Source organism: Synechococcus sp. N5 (assembly GCF_900473925.1).
Classification (GTDB): Bacteria; Cyanobacteriota; Cyanobacteriia; order PCC-6307; family Cyanobiaceae; genus Parasynechococcus.
Genome location: NZ_UCNI01000006.1, coordinates 189,487 through 211,415 on the forward strand (window position 1 = coordinate 189,487; position 21,929 = coordinate 211,415).

The following is a 21,929-nucleotide window of genomic DNA, read 5'->3' on the forward strand; positions in this document are numbered from 1 at the left end:
GAATACTTTTGACCCAGAAAATCTACATTTACCCTCAAGGGCGGAGCTTGCCACCAGGAAGCCCTGAAACACACACAGCGCAAAAATAAGCCAACATTCAGGGCCAATCTCACTTAAAGCACTAGAAAAAAGTAAAACCAGGCTGTTATCTTAATACCCAATAACAAATTGCACGACCCCATAAAATTAAACAAATGCAGTCAATTTAGCCAGAAAAAAATTTCACAATAGCCAATAACGTCTAAAGAAATATTGATCAAAATTTCCCCAGAGTAGCGCCTTTGCCCTGAATCATAAAGACTAGTTTTTGGGAGCTTGCGGCTGGAACATGAACATGGAATAAATGACATTGCGACGCATGTTGGTCATCATTTCAAGGAACATGTCGTACCCCTCGTTTTTGTATTCAATGAGAGGGTCTTTCTGACCGTAGCCACGCAGACCCACCGATTCACGCAGGGCATCCATCGCCTGAAGGTGCTCTCGCCAGAGGGTATCGATCTGCTGAAGGATGAAGAAACGCTCGGCCTCCCGCATCAGCCCCGGTCGTTGCTGTTCGATCTGGCCTTCCTTGAGGTCGTAGGCGTTGCGCAGTTGCTCCTGCAGAAAGGCCTTGAGTTCCTCCATGCCAAGGCCCTGCACCTGATCAGGGGTGAGATCTTCCAGCAGATAAATGAATTCCTTTACCTTGCCCACCAGCTGGCCCAGATCCCATTCCTCCGGCGGAAGATCCGGATTCACATAGGCCTCCACGATTTCGCCCATGGTGCGTTCGCCGTAACCGATCACCTGCTTCTTGAGGGCGCGGCCATCCAGCACCCGCCGGCGTTCGGAATACACCGCACGCCGCTGGTTGTTCATCACCTCGTCGTACTCGAACACCTGCTTGCGGATGTCGTAGTAGTAGGTCTCCACCTTCTTCTGGGCCCCCTCCAGCGAGCGGGTGAGCATGCCGGACTCAATCGGCATGTCCTCCTCCACGCGGAAGGCATTCATCAAGCCGGCAACACGGTCACCGCCGAAGATCCGCAGCAGGTTGTCTCCTAAAGAGAGAAAGAAGCGGGTGGAACCGGGGTCGCCCTGGCGGCCGGCACGACCACGCAGTTGGTTATCGACACGGCGGGACTCATGCCGTTCAGTGCCGATCACATGCAGGCCACCGGCCTCGCGAACGCGGCTTTCCTCCTGCTTCACCACGGCGTCGTATTCACCCTTTACCTGGGCGATCGCCTCGCGCAACGACTGAATCTGGGGATCCTCAGTGGGAGCTTTCTCCGCAGCGGTGGCGATGCGCTCTTCCAGCTCAATCACCGTGAGGGCACGGTCGCCCCAGGCCTTGACCAGATCACGCGCCAGCTGGCCGAGGGCTCGGTCGGTGTCATCAGTAAGGGGGCAGGGATAGAGGCTCTCACCGCTGCGGGGCAGCGAAGGCGCCGCAGCATCAGCGAACCCGCCCGGAGCACTGCGCTGCAGAGGCACGGGCGGCTTGTGATCTTCCTCCGGCTTCACAAGACGGCCCAGCAGCACCTCACGCAACTTCAAGCGGGCCATGTAGTCGCTGTTGCCGCCAAGAATGATGTCGGTGCCACGGCCCGCCATGTTGGTGGCGATGGTCACAGCGCCAGCCCGACCCGCCTGGGCCACGATCTCCGATTCGCGCTCCACGTTCTCCGGCTTGGCGTTGAGCAGGTTGTGGGGAATCTCCTGCTCCGCCAGCAGCGAACTCAACAGTTCGCTTTTCTCCACCGAGGTGGTGCCCACCAGCACCGGCCGGCCGTTCTTGTGGATCTCAGCTGTTTCGTTGGCCACAGCGCGCCACTTGGCAGCCTCGGTTTTGTAGACCTGATCGGCCCAGTCCTGACGCGCCCGGACCCGGTTGGTGGGGACGATTGTGGTTTCGAGTTTGTAGGTCTTCTCGAATTCGACCTCTTCCGTTTTTGCCGTGCCGGTCATGCCGGCCAAGCGGGGATAGAGCAGGAAAAAGTTCTGATACGTGATCGAAGCGAGAGTCTGCGTTTCCGGTTGGATCGGCAGGGCCTCCTTGGCCTCGATGGCTTGGTGCTGGCCGTCACTCCAACGGCGGCCAGGCATCACCCGACCGGTGAACTCATCCACGATCACCGCCTCACCATCGCGAACGATGTAGTTCACATCCTTGACGAACAGCTCCTTGGCCTTGAGGGCATTGGTGATGTAATGGGCCCAAGGGTCCTGGGGGTTGAAAAGATCCGCCACCCCAAGCATCTGCTCGGCTTTGGCGAAGCCCTCATCGGTGAGGGTGCAGCTGCGCTGCTTTTCATCCACCTCGTAATCACCTTCAGGATCAATGCCGTCTTTGCCCAACTCAGCGGCGCGAGCCAGAGCATTGGCCACCTCGGCCGCCTGCTGGTACTTCTCCTGGGGCCGTTCCACCTGGCCGGAAATGATCAGTGGAGTTCGGGCTTCATCGATCAGGATCGAATCCACCTCGTCGATCACGCAGTACTGGAACTCCCGCTGCACCACCTCCGAGATGTCGGCGGCCATGTTGTCGCGCAGGTAGTCGAAGCCCAGCTCTGAGTTGGTGGCGTAGGTGATATCGCAGTTGTAGTTGCGCCGGCGCTCCTCGGGGCGCATGTCCTGCTGGATCAGGCCCACGGATAAACCGAGGAAGCGATGCACTTGGCCCATCCACTCAGCATCACGGCGGGCCAGGTAATCGTTCACCGTCACGACGTGCACGCCACGACCAGTGAGGGCGTTGAGATAGCTCGGAAGGGTGGCAACCAGAGTTTTGCCTTCGCCAGTTTTCATCTCGGCGATCTGGCCTTCATGCAGCACCATGCCGCCAATCAGCTGGACATCGAAATGACGCATGCCCAGCACCCGCTTGCCGGCTTCACGAACAACAGCGAAGGCCTCAGGCAGGATCTCGTCGAGGATCGGCCGCTGGTTCGCCAGACTGCCGGCATTGGCCAAACGCTCCTGGAAGGCAGCGGTTTTGCCACGCAACTCATCGTCGGAGAGCGGAGCGATCTCCTCTTCAAGCAGCTGAATATCCGAAACGATCGGCTGGTAACGCTTCAGCTTGCGGGCATTGGGATCACCCAGCAGGAGCTTGAGCATGGAAAACGGCAACCGAATCGGGTGCAGCCTAATAGAGGCTCACTTGCAGAAGGCTCTTCTGGACTGGGTTCTGAATGAAGCGGATGAAGAGATTCGAACTCTCGACCCTCTCCTTGGCAAGGAGATGCTCTACCACTGAGCTACATCCGCAGGTGTCGACGCGGGCGTGTCCCTGACGACTTGGAGACTCTGCCTTACGGAGGGACCAATGGTCAATTGCCAAGGGTTCCCACCGTGAATTTCAACGAGAGCCGGCCATCTTCTGACGCAGCTGCTTCACCCGATCCCGCAGGTTGGCGGCTTCCTCGAAGTCGAGCTTCTTGGCCGCCTCCTTCATCTTGGCTTCGAGCTGATCGATCAACTCCGGCAGCGCCTCCAGCGCCAAGCCGGCATCGGGATCGTTCTCCAGAGCCTTGGCGGCCTTGCCGACCACCTCCACCAGATCCGCGTCCGGGCCTTCTTGCTTCAACTTGCGGCTCAACTCCAAGAAGCTGAGGATCGAGTTGCTGGCCTTCTTGCCCGCCGCCGTTGGCACTACGCCGTGCTTCTCGTTGTAGGCCTGCTGAATCGCCCGGCGTCGTTCGGTCTCGGAGATGGCCTTGGCCATCGAGTCAGTCATGTTGTCGGCATAGAGCAGCGCTACACCCTCCACATGGCGTGCAGCCCGGCCAATGGTTTGGATCAGGGAGCGCTCAGCCCGCAAGAAGCCTTCTTTGTCGGCATCGAGGATCGCCACCAGGCTCACCTCCGGCAGGTCCAGGCCCTCCCGCAGCAGGTTCACGCCCACCAGCACGTCGTATTCCCCCAACCGCAGGTCCTGGATGATCTCGATCCGCTCGATCGAGTGGATCTCCGAGTGGAGGTAGCGCACCCGCACCTCGTTCTCCGCCAGGTAGTCGGTGAGGTCTTCCGCCATCCGCTTGGTGAGGGTGGTGACCAGCACCCGCTGGTTCTTCGCCGCCCGATTGCGGATCTCTCCGAGCAGATCGTCCACCTGGCCCGTGGTGGGCCGCACTTCCACCACCGGATCGAGCACCCCGGTGGGGCGTATCACCTGCTCAGCCACCTCTCCGCCGCTAACCTCCATCTCCCAATCCCCCGGGGTGGCGGAGACGAACACTGTTTGCCGCGCCTTCTCCCAGAACTCGGCCCCCTTCAACGGCCGGTTGTCCGCTGCGCTGGGCAGGCGGAAGCCGTGCTCGATCAGCACCTTCTTGCGGGCCTGGTCGCCGTTGTACATCGCCTGGAGCTGCGAACAGGTGACGTGGCTCTCGTCCACGATCAACAGCCAGTCGTCCGGGAAATAATCAATCAGGCACTCCGGCGGCGTGCCCTCTTCGCGGCCGGCCAGATGGCGGGCGTAGTTCTCAACCCCATTGCAGTAGCCCACCTGGCCCAGCATCTCCAGGTCGTACTTGGTGCGCTGCTCCAGCCTCTGGGCCTCCAGCAACTTGCCCTCGCCGTTGAGCACATCCAGCCGCTCCCGCAGCTCCGCGCGGATGGCGCTGATGGCGGAATCCAGGCGGTCTTTGGGGGTGACGAAGTGCTTGGCCGGGTAGATGTTCACCGCATCCATGCTCTGCAGGATCTCGCCGGTGGTGGGATCGACGTAGCGGATCGCCTCCACCTCGTCGCCGAACAGCTCGATCCGCACCAACCGGTCTTCGTAGGCGGGGCCGATCTCCAGCACATCTCCCTTCATCCGGAAACGGCCGCGGGCGATTTCGGTGTCGTTGCGGCTGTACTGGTTGTTCACCAACTCCCGCAGCTGGCTGCGGATGTTGAGGGTCTCGCCCACCTCGAACTTCACCGCCGCCTTGAGGTATTCACTCGGAATTCCCAGGCCGTAAATGCAGCTGATCGATGCCACCACGATCACGTCGCGCCGTTCAAACAAGGAACGGGTCGCCGAGTGACGCAGCATGTCGATCTCCTCGTTGATCGACGCCGTCTTGGCGATGTAGGTGTCGCTGACCGGTACGTAGGCCTCCGGTTGGTAATAGTCGTAATAGGAGATGAAGTACTCAACGGCGTTCTCCGGGAAGAACTCCCGCAGCTCATTGCAGAGCTGGGCCGCCAGGGTTTTGTTGTGGGCCAGCACCAGCGCAGGCCGGCCGGTCTGGGCGATCACATTGGCCATCGTGAACGTCTTGCCCGTGCCCGTCGCCCCCAGCAGCGTCTGATAGCGCTCGCCGCTGTTCACCCCCGCCACCAGCTGCTTGATCGCCGTCGGCTGATCGCCCTTCGGCGAATACGGAGCCGTGAGGTCGTAGGCGGGCATGGGTGCGGGGCCAGACGGCGGCCATCAATTATCGCCGGGGAGCAAGATGAAGTGCTGCGGCTCCCCAACCCGTGACCCCGATCCGGCTGGTTCACCATGCCCCCGGTGCCCCCGGCCTGCGTTGGCTGGGCCTCGGGCCGGATCTGCGCCCCAGTCGGGCCCTGCTCAAGCTGCAACGGCTGTTCGATCGCCACGCCTTCTGGGCCCGCGGCCGCAGCTTTGCTCAGCTGCGGCGGTTGCTGGCCGGCAGCGATGCCGTGGTGAGCCTCTGGCGCGGCAAGCGGCTGGTGGGCTTCGGCCGGGCCACCTCCGATGGCTTCAGCCGAGCCGTGCTCTGGGACATAGTGGTGGCCGGCGATCTCCAGGGCCACGGCCTCGGCCGCCGGGTGATCGAAGAACTGCTGCACACCCCGCCGGTGGTGGGCGTGGAACGGGTGTATCTGATGACCACCAAGAGCGCCGGCTTCTACCGGCAACTGGGCTTCCAGGATGCGAATCCCCAGCAACTGATGGTGCTGCGCCGCTGAGGCATCTCAATCCGGTCAGGCCCGGTACGATCCGGATCCGTCAGATCAGCCGATGCCCCGGTCCGCGTCCCAGTCCCCTGACGACGCCCTGCAGGGCAATCTGTTCGGGGCGCCGGAGCCGGCCACACCGACGGCACCCAGCAGCGAACCGGAGACGGCCAGCCACGATCTCAGCGACGACGAACTCGGCGCCGATGCCGCCGCCCGGCCCCGCCAGCGACAGGCCACGACAAGCGAGACCAGCAGCGAAGCCCCAGCTGCAAACGATTCAGATCCCAGCAGCGACGAACCGGCCTGGGCCCACCACAGCCAGATGGACCCGCTGCAGCTCACACCGATGCTGCGCCACTACGTGGAGCTCAAAGCGGCCCATCCCGAACGGGTGCTGCTTTACCGCCTGGGCGACTTCTTCGAGTGCTTCTTCGAAGACGCCATCGAACTCTCCCGGGTGCTGGAGCTCACCCTCACCGGCAAGGAAGGCGGCAAAGCGATCGGGCGGGTGCCGATGGCGGGCATCCCCCACCACGCCGCTGAGCGCTACTGCGCCGAACTGATCAAGCAGGGCTACAGCGTGGCCCTTTGCGATCAACTCGAAACCACCCCCACCAAGGGTGCCCTGCTCAAGCGGGACATCACCCGGGTGCTGACCCCAGGCACCGTGTTGGAGGAGGGCATGCTCAGCGCCCGCCGCAACAACTGGCTGGCGGCGGTGGTGGTGGAGCCGGCCCAGGGCAAACAACCGCTGCGCTGGGGCCTGGCCAGCGCCGATGTGAGCACCGGCGAGGTGCAGGTGATGCAGCGGGACGACAGCAGCGCCCTGCACCAGCAGCTGGCCCAGCAGGAGGCCTCTGAACTGCTCTGGGCCGCCGCCCTCGATGCTGAGCGGCCGGCCTGGTGCCCAGAACGGTTGCGGCTCACGCCGATGGCCAGCACCCCCTTCAGCCCTGTGGAAGCGGAGCGCACCCTGCAGCAGCACTACGGCCTCAGCAGCCTCGATGGCCTCGGCCTGCCGGAGCACCCCCTGGCCCTGCAGGCCCTCGGTGGCCTGCTGCGCTACCTGCAGGACACCCAGCCCCTGGAGGAGGACAGCCGCATCCCCCTGGAGGTGCCGGCGATCGTGCACCGCGGCGATGCCCTGGTGCTCGATGCCCAGACCCGCCGCAACCTGGAGCTCACCGCCACCCAGCGCGACAACCAGTTGCAGGGGTCGTTGCTCTGGGCCATCGATCGCACCCTCACCGCCATGGGCGGCCGTTGCCTGCGCCGCTGGCTGGAAGCACCGTTGATGGACCGCCAGGCCATTCAGCAGCGCCAGGATCTGGTGAGCAGCCTGGTGGGTGACCGCAGCCTGCGGCTGGCCATCCGCCAGCTGCTGCGGCCGATGGGCGACCTGGAGCGGCTGGCCGGCCGGGCCGGAGCGGGTCATGCCGGTGCCCGCGATCTGGTGGCCATCGCCGATGGCCTGGAACGGTTGCCTCAGCTCACCGCTCGGCTGGACTCTGCGATCAATGAGGGCCCCGTCTGGTTGCAGCAGCTGCTCAGCCCCGATCCAGCCCTGGCGGAGCTGGCCCGGACGATTCGCCACAAGCTGGTGGAGGCCCCACCGCTCTCCCTCTCCGAGGGCGACCTGATCCATGACGGCGTCGACCCGCTGCTGGATGGGCTGCGCAACCAGCTGGACGATCAGGACGCCTGGCTCAGCCACCAGGAGATGCAGGAGCGCCAACGCAGTGGCATCAGCACCCTGAAGCTGCAGCACCACCGCACCTTCGGCTACTTCCTGGCGGTGAGCAAAGCCAAGGCCACCGCCGTGCCGGACCACTGGATCCGGCGCCAGACCCTGGCCAACGAAGAACGCTTCATCACCCCGGATCTCAAGGAGCGGGAGGGCCGCATCTTCCAGCTGCGGGCCCGGGCCTGCCAGCGGGAATACGAGCTGTTCTGCCAGCTCCGGGAACAGGTGGGGGCCATGGCCGCCCCGATCCGCCAGGCGGCCCGCGCCGTTGCCGCCCTTGATGCCCTCACCGGCCTGGCCGACGTGGCCGCCAGCGGTGGCTACTGCGCACCAACGATCGCCGATGGCCGGGGGCTGCAGCTGGAGGCCAGCCGCCACCCGGTGGTGGAGCAACGGCTGGTGGAAACCGCGTTCATCCCCAATGACGTGCATCTGGGCGATGGCACCGATCTGGTGGTGCTCACGGGCCCCAACGCCAGCGGCAAGAGCTGCTACCTGCGCCAGATCGGCCTGATCCAATTGATGGCGCAGATCGGCAGCTGGGTGCCGGCTCGATCCGCCACGGTCGGCATTGCCGATCGAATCTTCACCCGGGTGGGTGCCGTGGATGATCTGGCCGCCGGCCAGTCCACCTTCATGGTTGAGATGGCCGAAACCGCCAACATCCTGCACCACGCCAGCGAGCGTTCCCTGGTGCTGCTCGATGAGATCGGGCGGGGCACCGCCACCTTCGACGGCCTCTCGATCGCCTGGGCCGTGAGCGAGCACCTGGCCGGCGACCTGGGCAGCCGAACGGTGTTCGCCACCCACTATCACGAGCTCAACAACCTGGCCGCCGAACGCGACAACGTGGCCAACTTCCAGGTGCTGGTGGAGGAAACCGGTGAGGATCTGGTGTTCCTGCATCAGGTGCAGGCCGGCGGCGCCAGCCGCAGCTACGGCATCGAAGCTGCACGCCTGGCCGGCGTTCCCAAGCCCGTGGTGCAACGGGCCCGTCAGGTGCTCGATCAGTTGGCGGCCTGAAGCCTCAAGCCGATGGCAAGGCCCGCATCAGGCTGCCCATCTCCAGGGCCTCCAACCCGTAGCTCCAGCCCAGGTTGCTCTTGATGCCCGCCCGCTCCAGCGCCTGCTGCATCGTGTCGGTGGTCAACACGCCGAAGATCACAGGCACTGACGTGTCGCGCGCCACCGCAGCAACTCCCTTGCTGGCCTCCGCCACCACCACATCGAAATGGGGCGTGTCGCCGCGGATCACCGCCCCGAGGGTGATCAGCACCTGGTACTGACCGGAGCGGGCCATCTGCTGGGCCACGATCGGCAGCTCAAACGACCCCGGCACCCAGGCCACGTCCAGCTGGGAGCTGGTTTCCGACACATCCACGCCATGGCGCTTGAGGCAGTCGAGACAACCGCTCAGCAGCTTGGCGGTGACCAGATCATTGAAACGGGCCACGACGATGCCGACGCGCAGCCCGGCTGCGTCAGAGAAACGTCCTTCAAAAGTGGCCATTGGGAAGGTGCCGACTAGATCTCAGCCATCGTGGCACCCGCCAGGTTCTGCCTGAGGCTGAGCTCAGACGACGAAGAAGCTCACACCCCAGTTCAGCAGCACCAGCGCCACCCAAACAGCACTGCCCAACAGGATCAGACGGTTGGAGCGGCCGCTGTCTTCGCTGGAGGCATACAGCACCGGCACAGCAACGATCAAAGCGAAGGACGCCACCACCAGGGCCAGAACGGTCAGCGTGTTGATGAACTGCATGGAACTGGAAGTCAGGGGTCGATTTTCACACGAGAGCTGTTGCTCCCGCGAGCGAGCGGAGCACTCTTCACACCATGAAGGGGAAGAGGCCTCCGCTCAGCGGAGATTCAGGTTCAGACGCGGGTCGCGACAGCGCTGCCGAGGGCATCACGCAGACCACGAACAACGGCCACCATCGCCAGCTCATCCTGCAGGCGGTTCACTGCTGAACCGACGCCCACGCCGGCCGCACCGGCAGCGATGGCCATCGGCAGCGTCACCGCCGACAGACCCGAAGCACACAGAACGGGCACATCGACGGCGCGGCTGATGCTGTGGGCCGCCGCCAGGGTGGGGGCAGCCTTCTCGATCAGGCCCAGGTGGCCAGCACTGAAGGGCTTGGCACTGGTGCCGCCCTCGGTCTGGATCAGATCCGCACCGGCGGCCACCAGATTGATGGCCAGCTGCTCCTGCTCATCCATCGGCAAAACATGGGGCACAGTGACGCTCAAGACCACATTGGGCAGCAGTTGGCGGGTGCGGCGGGTGAGCTCCAGCACTTCAGCCGCATCGAAGATCCGGCCCTGGGGATAAAAGGCGTCGTAGTTGCCGATCTCCACCATCAGCGCACCGGCCTCCACCGCCGCGGGGAACTGCTCAGGGTCCACCGAAGACACACACACGGGCACTCCACCGGAGGCCTCGATGGCCAGACGCACCAGGGCGGGGTCGCAGGCGACGTCGATCAGATCAGCACCGCCGCGCCCGGCTGCACGGGCAACCCGCTCCACACTGGCGGCATCGAAATTCATCAGGCCAGCGATCACCTTGAGCGCAGAGCGCTGCTCAAGGCTGCGCTGCAGAGAAACGGGCAGCTGCTGAAGACGGGTCATGGGGGACTGGACAGCGATGCCCTGATTCTCACACCGTGGGGGAAACGCACCCCACCTCCTTGGGCTGGACGTCCTGGCATGACCGCCTGCACCGGCGCCTGCTGATGCAGCCGCAGCTGCTGCCCAAGGGCAGCTCTCTGCTGCTAGCGGTGTCCGGCGGACAGGACTCCATGGCCCTGCTGGCGTTGCTGCAGGATCTGGCGCCCTTGCATGGCTGGGACCTGAACCTGTGGCACGGCGATCACGGCTGGCACGACAACTCCAGCCGAATCGCCGCGGAACTGAGCAGCTGGTGCCAGAAGTGGCAGCTCTCCCTGCAGGTGGACCAGGCAGCGCCGGGAGAGGTGTCCAGCGAAGCCAAAGCCCGGCAGTGGCGTTACGAACGGCTGGAACAACGGGGCCGCCAAGCGGGCGCCGATGTGGTGACGGGCCACACCGCCAGCGACCGGGCCGAAACGATGCTGCTGCAGCTGGCCCGTGGCAGCGACCTGGCCGGCCTGGCAGCCCTGCCCAGCGTTCGCCCCCTCAGCCCGGAAGGCCCCCGGCTGCGCCGGCCGCTGCTGCACCTGCAGCGCAGAGACACCCTCCAGATCTGCCGGGACCTGGCCCTGCCGATCTGGGAGGACCCCAGCAACCAATCCCCCGAGTTCGCCCGCAACCGGATTCGCCAGGAGGTGCTGCCCGTGCTCGAGGAACTGCATCCGGGCTGCAGTCAGCGGATCAGCGATCTGGCCGAACGGGTGTCCCAGGTGCGGGACAGTCAGACGGAACTCAGCCAGATGGCGCTGGAGCTTCTGCAAACCGCTGCCGGCCTGGACCGCCGCGGCCTGGGGGCGTTGGGGTCAGCCACCCGCCGCCTGCTGCTGGCGCAGTGGCTGCAGCAGAAGGGGGTACCAGCCCTGCCGGCCAGCCAGCTCGACGAGCTCAGCCGGCGACTGGACAACGGTGCCCCCGGCGGTGCGGCCGATCTTGCCGGGGGCTGGCAACTCAACTGGAGGGCGGGTGAGCTGGTGCTGCAGCAGCGCGAAGCAGAGCATTGATCGCCGCGGCCACCAGACCCGCTCCACCCCTGCTGCTCTCCAAACGGATCTGGGCCAGGCCACTGGCCGCCAAATGCTTCTTGCTTTCCAATACCCCCACAAATCCCACCGGCATGCCGATCACCAAGCTGGGGGCTGGAGCACCGGCGGCCACATGCTGCAACAGCACCTCAAGGGCGGTCGGCGCACTGCCGATCAGCACCACCGGAGCCGGTGACGCCGCCGCGAGTGAGCGCCAGGCCTGCTCCATGCCCGCCGCCGTGCGCGTTGAACCCGCCGGCGCCGCCTCAGGTGCCCACTCCAGCACCGTATGCACGGCAGTGCCAAGGGTGCGTTGGGCCATCGGGGCCACCGCCGCCGCCGCCATCGCGGTGTCCGTCAGGATCGGCGCCCCCTGCTTCAGCGCTGCCAAACCCTGCTCACAGGCCCCCTCGCTGAACCGCAGCAGTTTTCCCAACGAGAGATCGCCGCTGCTATGCACCAGCCGTTCCAGCACCTGCTGTTGCAACGGCGGCAGGCCCGTGTCCCCCAGAGCCGCCCGGATCCGCCGGATGCTTTCGGTGAAGATCGGGTGGTCTTGGGCCATCCACGCCATCATCAACCCATGCCGATCCATCTGCTCTGGGGTGATGACGCCGCTGCGCGGGACCGGGCCATCGATGCCCTGATCGGCCAGGTTGTCGACCCCAGCTGGAGCAGCCTCAACCTCAGCCGCCTGGATGGGGCCGACGCCGGTCAGGCCCTGCAGGCCCTCGAGGAGGCCCGCACCCCTCCCTTCGCCACGGGCGAACGGCTGGTGCTGCTGCAGCGCAGTCCGTTCTGCAATGGCTGCCCCAGTGAGCTGGCTGACCGGTTTGAGGCCGCCCTCGAGCTCATCCCCGACAGCAGCCACCTTGTGCTGGTGAACCCGGCCAAACCGGATGGTCGCCTGCGCACCACCAAAACCCTGCAGAAACGGATCAAAAGCGGGGTCGATCACGAACAGAGCTTTCCGCTGCCAGCGGCCTGGGATGGCAAGGGCCAGCGTCAGCTGGTGCAACGCACGGCCGAAGCCCTGGGCCTCAAGGTGGAGCCGGATGCCATCGACGCCCTGGTGGAGGCCATCGGCACCGACAGCGCCCGACTGGAATCGGAACTGCGCAAGCTCTCCCTGCGGGACACCAGCATTTCCGCTGCACGGGTGCAGGAGCTGGTGGGAGGACGCTCCACCAACGCCCTGGCCGTGGGCGATGCCCTGCTGGAGGGCAACCCCGGCGAGGCGATCGCCCGCTGGGATGCCCTGATAGAAGCCGGGGAACCAGCCCTGCGCATCGTGGCCACCCTCACCGGTCAGATCCGCGGCTGGCTCTGGGTGAGCCTGCTTGAACAGCAGGGGGAACGGGATGTGGCGGTGATCGCCAAAGCCGCTGGAATCGGCAACCCTAAGCGCATCTACGTGATGCGCAAGCAGTTGCAGGGCCGCCCGCCCAAGCGCTTTCTCTCACTCCTGGGCCGTCTACTGGAGGTGGAGGCCCGGCTGAAACGCGGCGCCCAACCGGGCGATGCCTTCCGCGACGGCCTGCTGGGCTGATCACTACCGGCCAGGTGAGAAAATCCAGCGTTGCTGAAGCCCGGCCTATGGCCCTCCTGGTGCAGAAATTCGGGGGCACCTCCGTCGGCAGCGTGGAACGCATCAAGGCGGTGGCTGATCGGATCGGACGTTGCCGTGAGGAGGGGCACGACGTGGTTGTGGTGGTCTCCGCCATGGGCCACACCACCGATGAATTAACGGGTCTGGCCAACGCCATCACTTCTGCCCCCACCCAGCGGGAGATGGACATGCTGTTGGCCAGTGGCGAACAGGTGTCGATCGCCTTGCTGGCGATGGCCTTGAACGCCCAGGGGGTCAGTGCGACGTCGATGACCGGTCCACAGGTGGGCATCGCCACGGAATCCACCCATGGCCGAGCCCGGATCCTTGGGATTCGCACCGACCGAATCCGCAACCGCCTCGCAGCTGGCCAGGTGGTGGTGGTTGCTGGTTTCCAGGGCACCAGCACCAGCAGCGATGGCCTCAACGAAATCACCACCCTCGGGCGCGGAGGCTCCGACACTTCTGCTGTCGCCCTGGCGGCGGCCCTGGGTGCCGATGCCTGCGAGATCTACACCGACGTTCCGGGTGTGCTCAGCACCGATCCGCGCAAGGTGTCCGATGCCCAGCTGATGGAGACGATCAGCTGCGACGAAATGCTGGAACTCGCCAGCCTTGGGGCCTCCGTGCTGCATGCCAGGGCCGTTGAGATCGCCCGGAACTACGGCGTGAACCTTGTGGTGCGCTCCAGCTGGAGCGATGCCCCCGGCACCCGGATCACCAGCCGTTCAGCCCGTCCGATCAGCAGCAGTGGCCTGGAACTCGGCAGCCCTGTGGATGGGATGGAGGAAGTGGACGGACAGGCCGTGCTCGCCCTCTCCCACATTCCCGATCAGCCTGGGATTGCGGCACGCCTGTTCGAAACCCTCTCCGAGGCCGGCATCAATGTGGACCTGATCATTCAGGCCACCCATGAGGGCAGCAGCAATGACATCACCTTCACCGTAGCGGAAGCGGATCTCGAGCTGGCCCGTACAGTGAGCCAGAAGGTGCTGGATCAACTGGGCGGCGATCTGGCGTCCGAAGCAGGGCTGACAAAGATCAGCATCAGCGGAGCCGGAATCATGGGGCGCCCTGGGATTGCCGCCGGCCTGTTCAACTGCCTGTGTCAGCAAGGCATCAACCTCCGCCTGATCGCCACCAGTGAGGTGAAGGTGAGCTGCGTGATCGACTCCGGCACAGGCAGCAAGGCGGTTCAAGCCGTGCAGGAGGCCTTTGACCTGGAAGATTCCCAAATCCGCATCAATCCCACCAACAACGGCAGCGGCGAACCGGAAGTGCGCGGCGTCGCCCTCGACCGCGACCAGGTGCAACTGAGTGTTCGCCACGTGCCCGATCGACCCGGCACCGCAGCGGCGTTGTGTTCTGCCCTGGCAGACAACAGCATCAGCCTCGATGCGATCGTTCAATCAGAACGGCAGCACAGCGACGGATCGCGGGACATCACCTTCATCCTGCGCAAAGACGACCGTGCCCGCGCCGATGTAGCCCTGGCCCCCCTGCTGGCCCAGTGGCCCGGTGCCGCTCTGGAGGATGGTGAGGCCATTGCCCGGGTGAGTGCTGTGGGCGCTGGGATGCCGGCAACGCCAGGGACGGCGGGGCGCATGTTCCGCGCACTGGCGGATGCGGGCATCAACATCGGCCTGATCGCCACCAGCGAAATCAGAACCAGCTGTGTGGTGGCCGAAGATGCTGGCGTCAAGGCGCTCCAGGTGGTGCACGCCGGGTTCGGGCTGGCAGGTGAAGAACGTCACACCGCCCAAGGCACCGCTTCACCGCACGACCCCGACTAACGGTCTACAACGGGGGGACTGGCCCCCCAACGCGTGGACGCCGATTTCGAGCAGCACTACCAAGCCGCGGAACGGGCCTATGGCCTCGGGGAGTACGCCGAGGCCCATTCCATCGCCTCGGCGTTGTGGGGTCAACTTGAAAGCGCATCGAAGGACCACGACCCCAGCCTCGTCTTGGGCTGGCGGGCGGTGGTGTCGCTGCTTTTGGGTCACATCCAGCTGCATGGTCTCCAGCAACCGGAGCAAGCCGCCGTCGCCTACTAACGGGTGCTGGAGGGTGACGTGAACGCCACCATCGCCGCCCTGGCGGAACAGGGGCTAAAGCGCTGCCGATCAGAACAGATCGCCAGCGAAGCAGACATGACACCCGCAACCTGGCGCCATCCCAGACCTGCTGAAGGATCCCTTCCTGAGCACCGATCCCGATCAAGCCAGGCCAGCACCGGCTGATGTGGTCACCGCAATGCCGTGGTTGTCCAGTGAGGAGGAACCCCGAGCCATGCAGTCGCCGGATCCCTCTCCAACGGCGACTCCTGTGCCGGATCCTGTCCCAAGCCCAGAGCCAACGCTGAGCCCGGAAGCCAATTCAGACGTCGAGGTCGAGATGGCGAACCAGGAACAAGCACGCAGCGAAGAAGAGCCACCCCTCGACGCCGTCGAACCCGCACCCCAGGAGCCTGCGGCCACGAAGCTTTTGGAGAACTCATGGCTCCGCGTTCAACTCCAGCCCGACATCAAAAGCCCCACCGACTCCGTGGAGCCGATGGGGCTGATCAACAGGATCAAAGGGGTCTTCGCCCGATCAGCTGGCTGCTGAACGACGACGACGGGTGCGGCCAGCAGGCATGTCCGGCTCCGGGGAAGCCGGTGCTGCCTTTTCAGCCACCGGTTGAGGAGCCACTTTCTCCACCACTGCGGTTGCAGCGGCACGGACGGGGGCCGGTGTTGCCGAGCCAGACCGGCCGTTGCCCTGGTTGTTCCGCACCGGAGCGGGGGTTCCGCCGCCACCGCCGTTGCGACGGCCATAGGGAGAGCCACCGCCACGACCACCGCGACCGCGGGGAGCCGGACGGTCATCGGGCTCAGCATCGGCACGGCCCTTGTAGACCGGTGTCCCGCCAGGGGCCGGCTGCACCAGGCAAAGGATTAGCGGCTCCACCTGCAGTTCACGGCGCATCCGGCGGCCAAGGCCCACCTCCACTTCTCGCTGCACACCCATCCAGTCCACCTCCGGTGCTTTGCCACCGGTGTTGCGGCAGAGCTGCTTCCAGCGGTTTTCGAGCACCCACTTGATTTCACGCTCCACCCACAACGACATCTTGCGGGCATCAGCTGTGGTGACCACACCCCGCAGGTTCACCCGCGGCGGAGCCACCATGGCGCCATCGGTGCTGATGGCGGCGAGGATCGTCACCACGCCGTCTTCGGCCAGCTGCTGACGTTCCTTCAGCACCCGAGCATCGACGATGCCATTGCGGGATTGATCCAGCAGCTCGATGCCCGCCTTCACCGCATTGCCCTTGCGGATCGAATCCTGGGTGAGCTCCACCACATCACCGTTGTCGATAATCAGGGTGTTGTCGACCGGAACCCCCATCGAATGGCCGGTGCGGGAGTGCTGCACCAGCATCCGGTGCTCACCGTGCACCGGCACGAAGAACTTGGGCCGGGTGAGGGCCAGCATCAGTTTCTGGTCTTCCTGGAAGCCATGGCCGGAGACATGGATGCCTTCGCCCTTTCCGTAAACGACCTTGGCGCCCAGCATCATCAGCTTGTCGATGGTGTTGACCACGGAAATCGTGTTTCCCGGGATCGGGCTGGCCGAGAAGATGATCGTGTCGGTGGTCTTCACCTTCACCTGGGGATGCTCACCACGGGAGATGCGGCTCAGGGCGGCCAGCGGCTCACCCTGGCTGCCGGTCATCAGCAGCAGGGTTTCGCGATCGGGCACATCGTTGATCTGCTTGATCGGCACAAACAGTTCATCCGGCGCGCGCATGTAGCCCAGTTCCCGCGCCTTGGCGATCACATTGAGCATCGAGCGGCCCAGCAGCCCCACCTTGCGGCCGTTCTTCAGGGCCAGCTCCAGAATCATCGACACGCGATGAATCGAGCTGGCGAAGGTGGTGACGATCACACGGCCTTCGGCATTGGCGATGTGGCGATCCAGGTTGGGGAAGACCGAGCGCTCCGGCGGGCAGAAGCCAGGAACCTCGGAGTTGGTGGAATCGCTGAACAGACAGAGAACGCCCTTGTCACCGTGGTGGGCGAGACGGGCCATATCGAAGTTTTCGCCGTCGACCGGGGTGTGGTCGAACTTGAAGTCACCCGTGAAAATGACGGTTCCCACCGGTGTGGAGATGGCCAGCGAGAAGCTGTCGGCCATCGAGTGGGTGTTGCGAATGAACTCCACGGAGAAGTGCTGACCCACCTTCACCACATCGCGCGGACCGACGGTCTGCAGGGTGGTGCGGTCGCGGACACCGGCCTCATCCATCTTGCCGGTGAGCATCGAGAGGGCCAGCCGCGGCCCGTAGATCACCGGAATGTTGAAGTGCTTGAGATGGTGGGCGATGCCACCGATGTGGTCTTCATGACCATGGGTGACGATCATGCCGCGGATCCGCTTCTGGTTCTCGCGCAGGAAGCTGGTGTCGGGCAGCACCACATTCACCCCGTGCATGCCATCGCTGGGGAAGGCCAGACCGGCATCCACCAACATCAGGTCATCGCCGTACTCGAAAACACAGGTGTTCTTGCCGATCTCATGCAGACCACCTAGGGGAATCACCCGAAGGCAGGGCTCCTGACCCTTGCTGGATCGCGCGTTGTTGGCCATGAAAAACGATTGGTAAAAGAGCGGGTTGCGTAAGCCGATAAGCCGGACCGGGCTAGGTCTGACGGAGGGCGGCCATGGCGTTGGAAAGCGAACGTTTCATCTCGTCAGAGAGGGAACACAGGGGCGGACGGGGCGCACCGACAGACCAGCCATTGAGTTCCAGGGCAGCCTTGACGGGAATTGGATTGGTGGTGGCGAACAGAGCCTTGAACAGGGGAATCAACGCGTCGTGCAGGGCGAGTGCGGAAGCACCATCGCCGTTCAGATAGGCCTCGATCATGGCGCGGATCTCAGGGCCCGCCACATGGCTGCCCACACTCACGACGCCCACGGCACCCACAGCAAGCATCGGCAGGGTGAGGCCGTCGTCACCGCTGTAGATCGCCAACTGCGGACCGCAGGCCAAGCGCAAGGCGGTGACCTCTTCCGTGGTGCCGCTGGCGGCCTTGAAACTCACCACGTTGGGGCAGTCCATCAGCCGGGCCACCGTGGCCGGGGCGATGCTGCAGCCGGTGCGGCCAGGGATGTTGTAAAGCATCAACGGCAGCTCAGGTGCCGCTTCAGCGATGGCCCGGAAATGGGCCTCCAAACCCTCCTGGGGAGGCTTGTTGTAGTAAGGCACCACAACGAGAGCGCCATCGGCGCCGGCCGCCGCCGCTTCCTTGGTAGCCTCCATCGCTTCCGCTGTGGAATTGCTACCCGTGCCCGCCAACACCTTGGCGTCACTGCCCACGGCATCACGAACGGCTTGCAGCAGCTGCAACTGCTCGTCCCAACTGAGGGTCGGCGATTCACCGGTGGTGCCGCACACCAGCAATCCATCGGAGCCCTGATCCACGAGGTGCCGGGCCAGGTTTGCGGCAACGCTGAGATCCACAGCACCGCTGGCATCAAAAGGGGTCACCATCGCGGTGACCACACGACCGAAGGGCGTTGGCGAGAGGGTGGCGGCCTGGGTCATCACTTCTGAATCAACAATTCAGCGATCTGAACAGCGTTAAGCGCCGCTCCCTTGCGGATCTGGTCCCCACAAAGCCAGAGCTCCAGAGCATTGGCATCGCTGATGTCCTGCCGGATCCGCCCGATCGCCACCGGATCGCGACCGGTCACATCCGTCGGCATCGGGAAACGGTTCGCCGCCGTGTCATCAATCAACTCCACACCAGGCGCTGCCGCCAGCAGCTCACGTGCCTCATCAACCGAGAAGGGGGACTCGAACTCGATGTTCACCGCTTCGGAATGGGCCCGCAGCACGGGCACCCGCACGCAGGTGGCGGTGAAGCGCAGATCCGGCAGACCCATGATCTTGCGGGTCTCGTTCACCATCTTCATCTCCTCCTCGCAATAGCTGTTGGCCTGCAACGGAGAGTTGTGCAGAAAGAGGTTGAACGCCAGCGAGTAAGGCAGCACTTCTCCTTTCGGAGTGCCGCCGTCCAGCACCGTCTGCGACAGGTTTTTCAGCTCCTCCATGGCCCGGGCACCGGCACCACTAGCGGACTGGTAGGTGCTCACCACCACCCGGCGCATCGCCCGCTTGGCTGCCAAAGGAGCCAAAGCCAGGGTGAGCAGGATCGTGGTGCAATTCGGATTAGCGATCACGCCCTTGTGAGTGAAGGCCGCATCGGGATTGACCTCGGGCACCACCAGCGGCACACCGTCTTCCATCCGGAAGGCGCTGGAGTTGTCCACCATCACCGCACCGGCGCCCGTAATCGCCTCGCGCCACTGCTTGGAAACAGAACCACCGGCCGACGCCAGCACCAGATCGATCCCTTCAAAGCATTGGGCCGAAACCTCTTCCACCGTGAGGGTGCGGCCGCTCCAGGTTTGGGTCTGGCCCGCCGAACGAGTCGACGCCAGCAACTTCAGCTCGCCAACGGGGAAACGGCGCTCTTCCAGTAACAGCAGCAGTTCCTGGCCAACAGCACCGCTGGCACCGAGAACAGCAACATTGAGAGGGCGATTGGGAAGGGTCGAAGACAAGCGGTGGAGTGAACGATCTGAACGAAAACCCGTCGTTTCTCAAATCAGACATCACTACGTAGAGAACGTGATGCCGACCTAGCGACGCGCTCAGCTTACCGATCCAGCCTGAATTCATCGGTTGCATAAAGTGCTGGGCTGCCCTTTCCCTTCCCCCATGAGCGCTGCAGCCCTGAAGGTGACCACCGAAGCCCGCCCCAGCAGCCGCCTGGCGGTGACGGTTACCGTTCCTGGGGAGCGCTGCAAGACGAGTTACGAAGACGCCATCACCAGCCTCAGCCGCAGCATCAACCTGCCGGGCTTCCGCAAGGGCAAGGTGCCGCGCACGGTGCTGGTGCAGCAGCTGGGAGGCGTGCGGATCAAAGCCACGGCTCTGGAAAAGCTGATCGATATTGCCTGGCGTGACGCCATCCAGCAGGAATCGCTGGAACCGATCAGTCAGCCTGATCTGAGCAGTGGTTTCGACGGCCTGCTGGAGAGCTTTGAGCCCGGCAAGGAACTCACCTTCACCCTGGAAGCCGACGTCGCCCCAACGCCGAAGCTGAAAACCACCAAGGGCCTGAAGGCGGAATTCGAAACCGTCGCCTACGACGCCTCACGGGTCGACGCGATGCTTGAGGACTCCCGCAAGCAGATGGCCACGGTCGTTCCGGTGGAAGGTCGTGCCGCCAAAAACGGCGACATCGCTGTGCTCGGGTTCAAGGGCACCTACAGCGATGACGGCAGCGAGATCGAGGGCGGCAGCGCCGATTCGATGGATGTGGACCTGGAAAACGGCCGGATGATCCCCGGCTTCATCGAAGGGGTCATCGGCATGAAGGTCGGCGAGACCAAAACCGTGGATTGCCAGTTCCCTGACGACTACCCGAAGGAGGACGCCCGCGGACGTAAGGCCGCCTTTGAGATCGAACTGAAGGACCTCAAGACCCGCGAACTGCCCGAGCTGGATGACGAATTCGCCAAGCAGGCCAGCGAACAGAAGACCCTGGCGGACCTGCGCAAAGATCTGGAGCAGCGGCTCAAGGACGACGCCGAACGCCGTCAAACCAGCAACCGCCGCGATGCCCTCGTCGCTGCCCTGGTGGAGCAGCTGGAGGTGGAGCTTCCGGAAGCCCTGATCCAACAGGAAAGCCGCAACCTGCTGGAGCAGACCGCAGCCCAGTTCGCCCAGCAGGGCATGGATGTGAAGTCGCTGTTCACTCCCGACCTGGTGCGCAACCTGATGCAGAACTCCCGCCCCGAGGCTGAAGAGCGTCTACGCCGCAGTTTTGCCCTCACCGCCCTGGCTGAAGCGGAGGACATCAAGCTCGACGACAAGGACGTGGACGCCAAGGTCAAGGAGGTGAAGAAGGAGCTCTCCGCCGACGCCAAGATCGATCCGGAGCGCCTGCGTCAGGCCGTGATGGATGACCTGATGCAGGACCGTCTGATGGGCTGGCTCGAGGAGAACAGCACCCTCACCGAAAAGGCACCGGCTGCGGATGACAGCAAGGCTGCAGCCAAGAAAAACCCGGCCGCCAAGAAGACCGCGGCCAAAAGCAAGTCCAAGGCGGACGCCAAGGACTGAGCAACGCCCATAGATTGGCCCAACTTCACCGCATACCGATCGCGTGATTGACGCCCGCAGTCACCACCCCATCCAGAACCGCTGGCGGGCCGCCATGCCCGTCTCGGCACCGGGGCCACTGCCCACGGTTGTGGAACAGTCCGGTCGCGGCGACCGCGCCTTCGACATCTACTCCCGCCTGCTGCGGGAGCGGATCATCTTCCTCGGCACCGGCGTGGATGACGCCGTCGCCGACGCCCTGGTGGCGCAGATGCTGTTCCTCGAAGCCGAGGATCCAGAGAAGGACATCCAGATCTACATCAACTCACCGGGAGGGTCGGTCACCGCTGGTCTGGCGATCTACGACACCATGCAGCAGGTCGCCCCTGACGTGGTGACCATCTGCTACGGCCTCGCCGCCAGCATGGGTGCCTTCCTGCTCTCCGGAGGCACCAAGGGCAAGCGTCTTGCCTTGCCGAATGCCCGGATCATGATTCACCAACCCCTCGGTGGCGCCCAGGGGCAGGCGGTAGATATCGAGATCCAGGCCAAGGAAATCCTTTACCTCAAGGAAACCCTGAACGGGTTGATGGCGGACCACACCGGCCAGCCGCTCGACAAGATCTCGGAAGACACCGACCGCGACTACTTCCTTTCTCCGGCAGAAGCGGTTGAATACGGCCTGATCGATCGCGTGGTGGACAGTTCCGGGGACGGAGGAATCATTACGGAGGGCTGACAGACGCCCTTCCGTTCTCGATCCTGTGTGTTCAGGGAGACCCCATCGGTTGATTCCTGAGTTGTTCTCCTGAGTGG

At 64.2% G+C, this 21,929-nt stretch carries 19 protein-coding genes and 1 tRNA gene; 10 read left to right on the forward strand and 10 right to left on the reverse strand.

Going from position 1 to position 21,929, the window contains the following annotated elements:
- Positions 1-300: 300 nt before the first annotated feature.
- The 3 genes from secA to uvrB form a co-directional block, all read right to left on the reverse strand.
- The gene (gene secA / locus DXY03_RS06380; protein WP_115009670.1) at positions 301-3,105 is read right to left on the reverse strand and encodes a preprotein translocase subunit SecA; all 2,805 of its coding nucleotides are present in this window, start codon (positions 3,103-3,105) and stop codon (positions 301-303) included.
- A 78-nt stretch (positions 3,106-3,183) separates the two neighbouring features.
- Positions 3,184-3,255, reverse strand: a tRNA-Gly gene (locus tag DXY03_RS06385).
- A 91-nt stretch (positions 3,256-3,346) separates the two neighbouring features.
- Positions 3,347-5,386 (reverse strand): excinuclease ABC subunit UvrB, encoded by a 2,040-nt coding sequence (uvrB, locus tag DXY03_RS06390; protein WP_115009671.1) that lies wholly within the window; start codon positions 5,384-5,386, stop codon positions 3,347-3,349.
- 71 nt (positions 5,387-5,457) lie between these two features.
- On the opposite strand from uvrB, the gene DXY03_RS06395 reads away from it, so the two are divergent.
- Positions 5,458-5,913 carry a GNAT family N-acetyltransferase gene (locus tag DXY03_RS06395; protein WP_115009672.1) on the forward strand — a complete coding sequence of 152 codons (456 nt, stop codon included), beginning with the start codon at positions 5,458-5,460 and terminating at the stop codon, positions 5,911-5,913.
- A gap of 52 nt (positions 5,914-5,965) precedes the next feature.
- Entirely contained in the window at positions 5,966-8,671 is a 2,706-nt protein-coding gene (gene mutS / locus DXY03_RS06400; protein WP_115009673.1) for a DNA mismatch repair protein MutS, read from the forward strand.
- Positions 8,672-8,675: 4 nt separating this feature from the next.
- Here mutS and ribH read toward each other — a convergent pair whose 3' ends face one another.
- From ribH to DXY03_RS06415, 3 genes are all read right to left on the reverse strand, one after another.
- Positions 8,676-9,158: a 6,7-dimethyl-8-ribityllumazine synthase gene (gene ribH, locus DXY03_RS06405; RefSeq protein ID WP_115009674.1), complete on the reverse strand. Its 483-nt coding sequence runs from the start codon at positions 9,156-9,158 to the stop codon at positions 8,676-8,678.
- A 63-nt stretch (positions 9,159-9,221) separates the two neighbouring features.
- Positions 9,222-9,410, reverse strand: a complete 189-nt coding sequence (gene psbZ, locus DXY03_RS06410) for a photosystem II reaction center protein PsbZ (RefSeq protein ID WP_006850156.1) — start codon at positions 9,408-9,410, stop codon at positions 9,222-9,224.
- Between the two features lie 113 nt (positions 9,411-9,523).
- Positions 9,524-10,282, reverse strand: coding sequence for a DUF561 domain-containing protein (locus tag DXY03_RS06415; RefSeq protein WP_115009675.1), 759 nt, complete (start codon positions 10,280-10,282; stop codon positions 9,524-9,526).
- 35 nt (positions 10,283-10,317) lie between these two features.
- Here DXY03_RS06415 and tilS point away from each other — a divergent pair, with 35 nt between their 5' ends.
- Positions 10,318-11,322 carry a tRNA lysidine(34) synthetase TilS gene (gene tilS, locus DXY03_RS06420; RefSeq protein WP_244272337.1) on the forward strand — a complete coding sequence of 335 codons (1,005 nt, stop codon included), beginning with the start codon at positions 10,318-10,320 and terminating at the stop codon, positions 11,320-11,322.
- Here tilS and DXY03_RS06425 read toward each other — a convergent pair.
- Complete coding sequence (locus DXY03_RS06425) at positions 11,270-11,917, reverse strand: precorrin-8X methylmutase (protein ID WP_115009974.1); 648 nt, start codon at positions 11,915-11,917, stop codon at positions 11,270-11,272. The two genes, tilS and DXY03_RS06425, sit on opposite strands and share 53 nt — an antisense overlap.
- A 9-nt stretch (positions 11,918-11,926) precedes the next feature.
- Between DXY03_RS06425 and holA the strand changes: the two genes are divergently transcribed.
- Genes holA through DXY03_RS11860 form a run of 5 tightly spaced genes read left to right on the forward strand, consistent with a single transcriptional unit; the run spans position 11,927 to position 15,562 of the window.
- Positions 11,927-12,892 (forward strand): DNA polymerase III subunit delta, encoded by a 966-nt coding sequence (holA, locus tag DXY03_RS06430; RefSeq protein WP_115009676.1) that lies wholly within the window; start codon positions 11,927-11,929, stop codon positions 12,890-12,892.
- A gap of 47 nt (positions 12,893-12,939) precedes the next feature.
- Positions 12,940-14,745 (forward strand): aspartate kinase, encoded by a 1,806-nt coding sequence (locus DXY03_RS06435; RefSeq protein ID WP_115009677.1) that lies wholly within the window; start codon positions 12,940-12,942, stop codon positions 14,743-14,745.
- Positions 14,746-14,778: 33 nt separating this feature from the next.
- The gene (locus DXY03_RS06440) at positions 14,779-15,009 is read left to right on the forward strand and encodes a hypothetical protein (RefSeq protein WP_115009678.1); all 231 of its coding nucleotides are present in this window, start codon (positions 14,779-14,781) and stop codon (positions 15,007-15,009) included.
- Between the two features lie 18 nt (positions 15,010-15,027).
- Positions 15,028-15,195 carry a hypothetical protein gene (locus tag DXY03_RS12250; RefSeq protein ID WP_170951999.1) on the forward strand — a complete coding sequence of 56 codons (168 nt, stop codon included), beginning with the start codon at positions 15,028-15,030 and terminating at the stop codon, positions 15,193-15,195.
- 13 nt (positions 15,196-15,208) lie between these two features.
- Complete coding sequence (locus tag DXY03_RS11860) at positions 15,209-15,562, forward strand: hypothetical protein (RefSeq protein WP_136987657.1); 354 nt, start codon at positions 15,209-15,211, stop codon at positions 15,560-15,562.
- Here the strand turns inward: DXY03_RS11860 and DXY03_RS06455 are convergent.
- From DXY03_RS06455 to DXY03_RS06465, 3 genes are read right to left on the reverse strand one after another with little or no spacing between them, the layout of a single operon-like run.
- Entirely contained in the window at positions 15,548-17,584 is a 2,037-nt protein-coding gene (locus tag DXY03_RS06455) for a ribonuclease J (RefSeq protein ID WP_115009681.1), read from the reverse strand. The genes DXY03_RS11860 and DXY03_RS06455 overlap by 15 nt on opposite strands.
- 52 nt (positions 17,585-17,636) lie before the next feature.
- Positions 17,637-18,545 (reverse strand): 4-hydroxy-tetrahydrodipicolinate synthase, encoded by a 909-nt coding sequence (gene dapA, locus DXY03_RS06460; protein ID WP_115009682.1) that lies wholly within the window; start codon positions 18,543-18,545, stop codon positions 17,637-17,639.
- On the reverse strand, positions 18,545-19,567 hold the full coding sequence (locus DXY03_RS06465) for an aspartate-semialdehyde dehydrogenase (protein WP_115009683.1): 1,023 nt from the start codon (positions 19,565-19,567) through the stop codon (positions 18,545-18,547). Before DXY03_RS06465 ends, dapA begins: the two co-directional genes overlap by 1 nt.
- A gap of 157 nt (positions 19,568-19,724) precedes the next feature.
- Between DXY03_RS06465 and tig the strand changes: the two genes are divergently transcribed.
- Both tig and clpP read left to right on the forward strand, forming a co-directional pair.
- Positions 19,725-21,134, forward strand: a complete 1,410-nt coding sequence (tig, locus tag DXY03_RS06470; RefSeq protein ID WP_115009684.1) for a trigger factor — start codon at positions 19,725-19,727, stop codon at positions 21,132-21,134.
- A 43-nt stretch (positions 21,135-21,177) separates the two neighbouring features.
- Complete coding sequence (gene clpP / locus DXY03_RS06475; protein ID WP_038551825.1) at positions 21,178-21,852, forward strand: ATP-dependent Clp endopeptidase proteolytic subunit ClpP; 675 nt, start codon at positions 21,178-21,180, stop codon at positions 21,850-21,852.
- The last annotated feature ends 77 nt before the right edge of the window (positions 21,853-21,929 follow it).

What these genes read in the sequence shown, in the direction of transcription:
- secA (WP_115009670.1), bottom strand. Translation starts at nt 3,105, where the DNA reads ATGCTCAAGCTCCTGCTGGGTGATCCCAATGCCCGCAAGCTGAAGCGT.
- uvrB (WP_115009671.1), bottom strand. Translation starts at nt 5,386, where the DNA reads ATGCCCGCCTACGACCTCACGGCTCCGTATTCGCCGAAGGGCGATCAG.
- mutS (WP_115009673.1), top strand. Translation starts at nt 5,966, where the DNA reads ATGCCCCGGTCCGCGTCCCAGTCCCCTGACGACGCCCTGCAGGGCAAT.
- ribH (WP_115009674.1), bottom strand. Translation starts at nt 9,158, where the DNA reads ATGGCCACTTTTGAAGGACGTTTCTCTGACGCAGCCGGGCTGCGCGTC.
- psbZ (WP_006850156.1), bottom strand. Translation starts at nt 9,410, where the DNA reads ATGCAGTTCATCAACACGCTGACCGTTCTGGCCCTGGTGGTGGCGTCC.
- DXY03_RS06415 (WP_115009675.1), bottom strand. Translation starts at nt 10,282, where the DNA reads ATGACCCGTCTTCAGCAGCTGCCCGTTTCTCTGCAGCGCAGCCTTGAG.
- DXY03_RS06425 (WP_115009974.1), bottom strand. Translation starts at nt 11,917, where the DNA reads ATGGCGTGGATGGCCCAAGACCACCCGATCTTCACCGAAAGCATCCGG.
- holA (WP_115009676.1), top strand. Translation starts at nt 11,927, where the DNA reads ATGCCGATCCATCTGCTCTGGGGTGATGACGCCGCTGCGCGGGACCGG.
- DXY03_RS06435 (WP_115009677.1), top strand. Translation starts at nt 12,940, where the DNA reads ATGGCCCTCCTGGTGCAGAAATTCGGGGGCACCTCCGTCGGCAGCGTG.
- DXY03_RS11860 (WP_136987657.1), top strand. Translation starts at nt 15,209, where the DNA reads ATGCCGTGGTTGTCCAGTGAGGAGGAACCCCGAGCCATGCAGTCGCCG.
- DXY03_RS06455 (WP_115009681.1), bottom strand. Translation starts at nt 17,584, where the DNA reads ATGGCCAACAACGCGCGATCCAGCAAGGGTCAGGAGCCCTGCCTTCGG.
- dapA (WP_115009682.1), bottom strand. Translation starts at nt 18,545, where the DNA reads ATGACCCAGGCCGCCACCCTCTCGCCAACGCCCTTCGGTCGTGTGGTC.
- tig (WP_115009684.1), top strand. Translation starts at nt 19,725, where the DNA reads ATGAGCGCTGCAGCCCTGAAGGTGACCACCGAAGCCCGCCCCAGCAGC.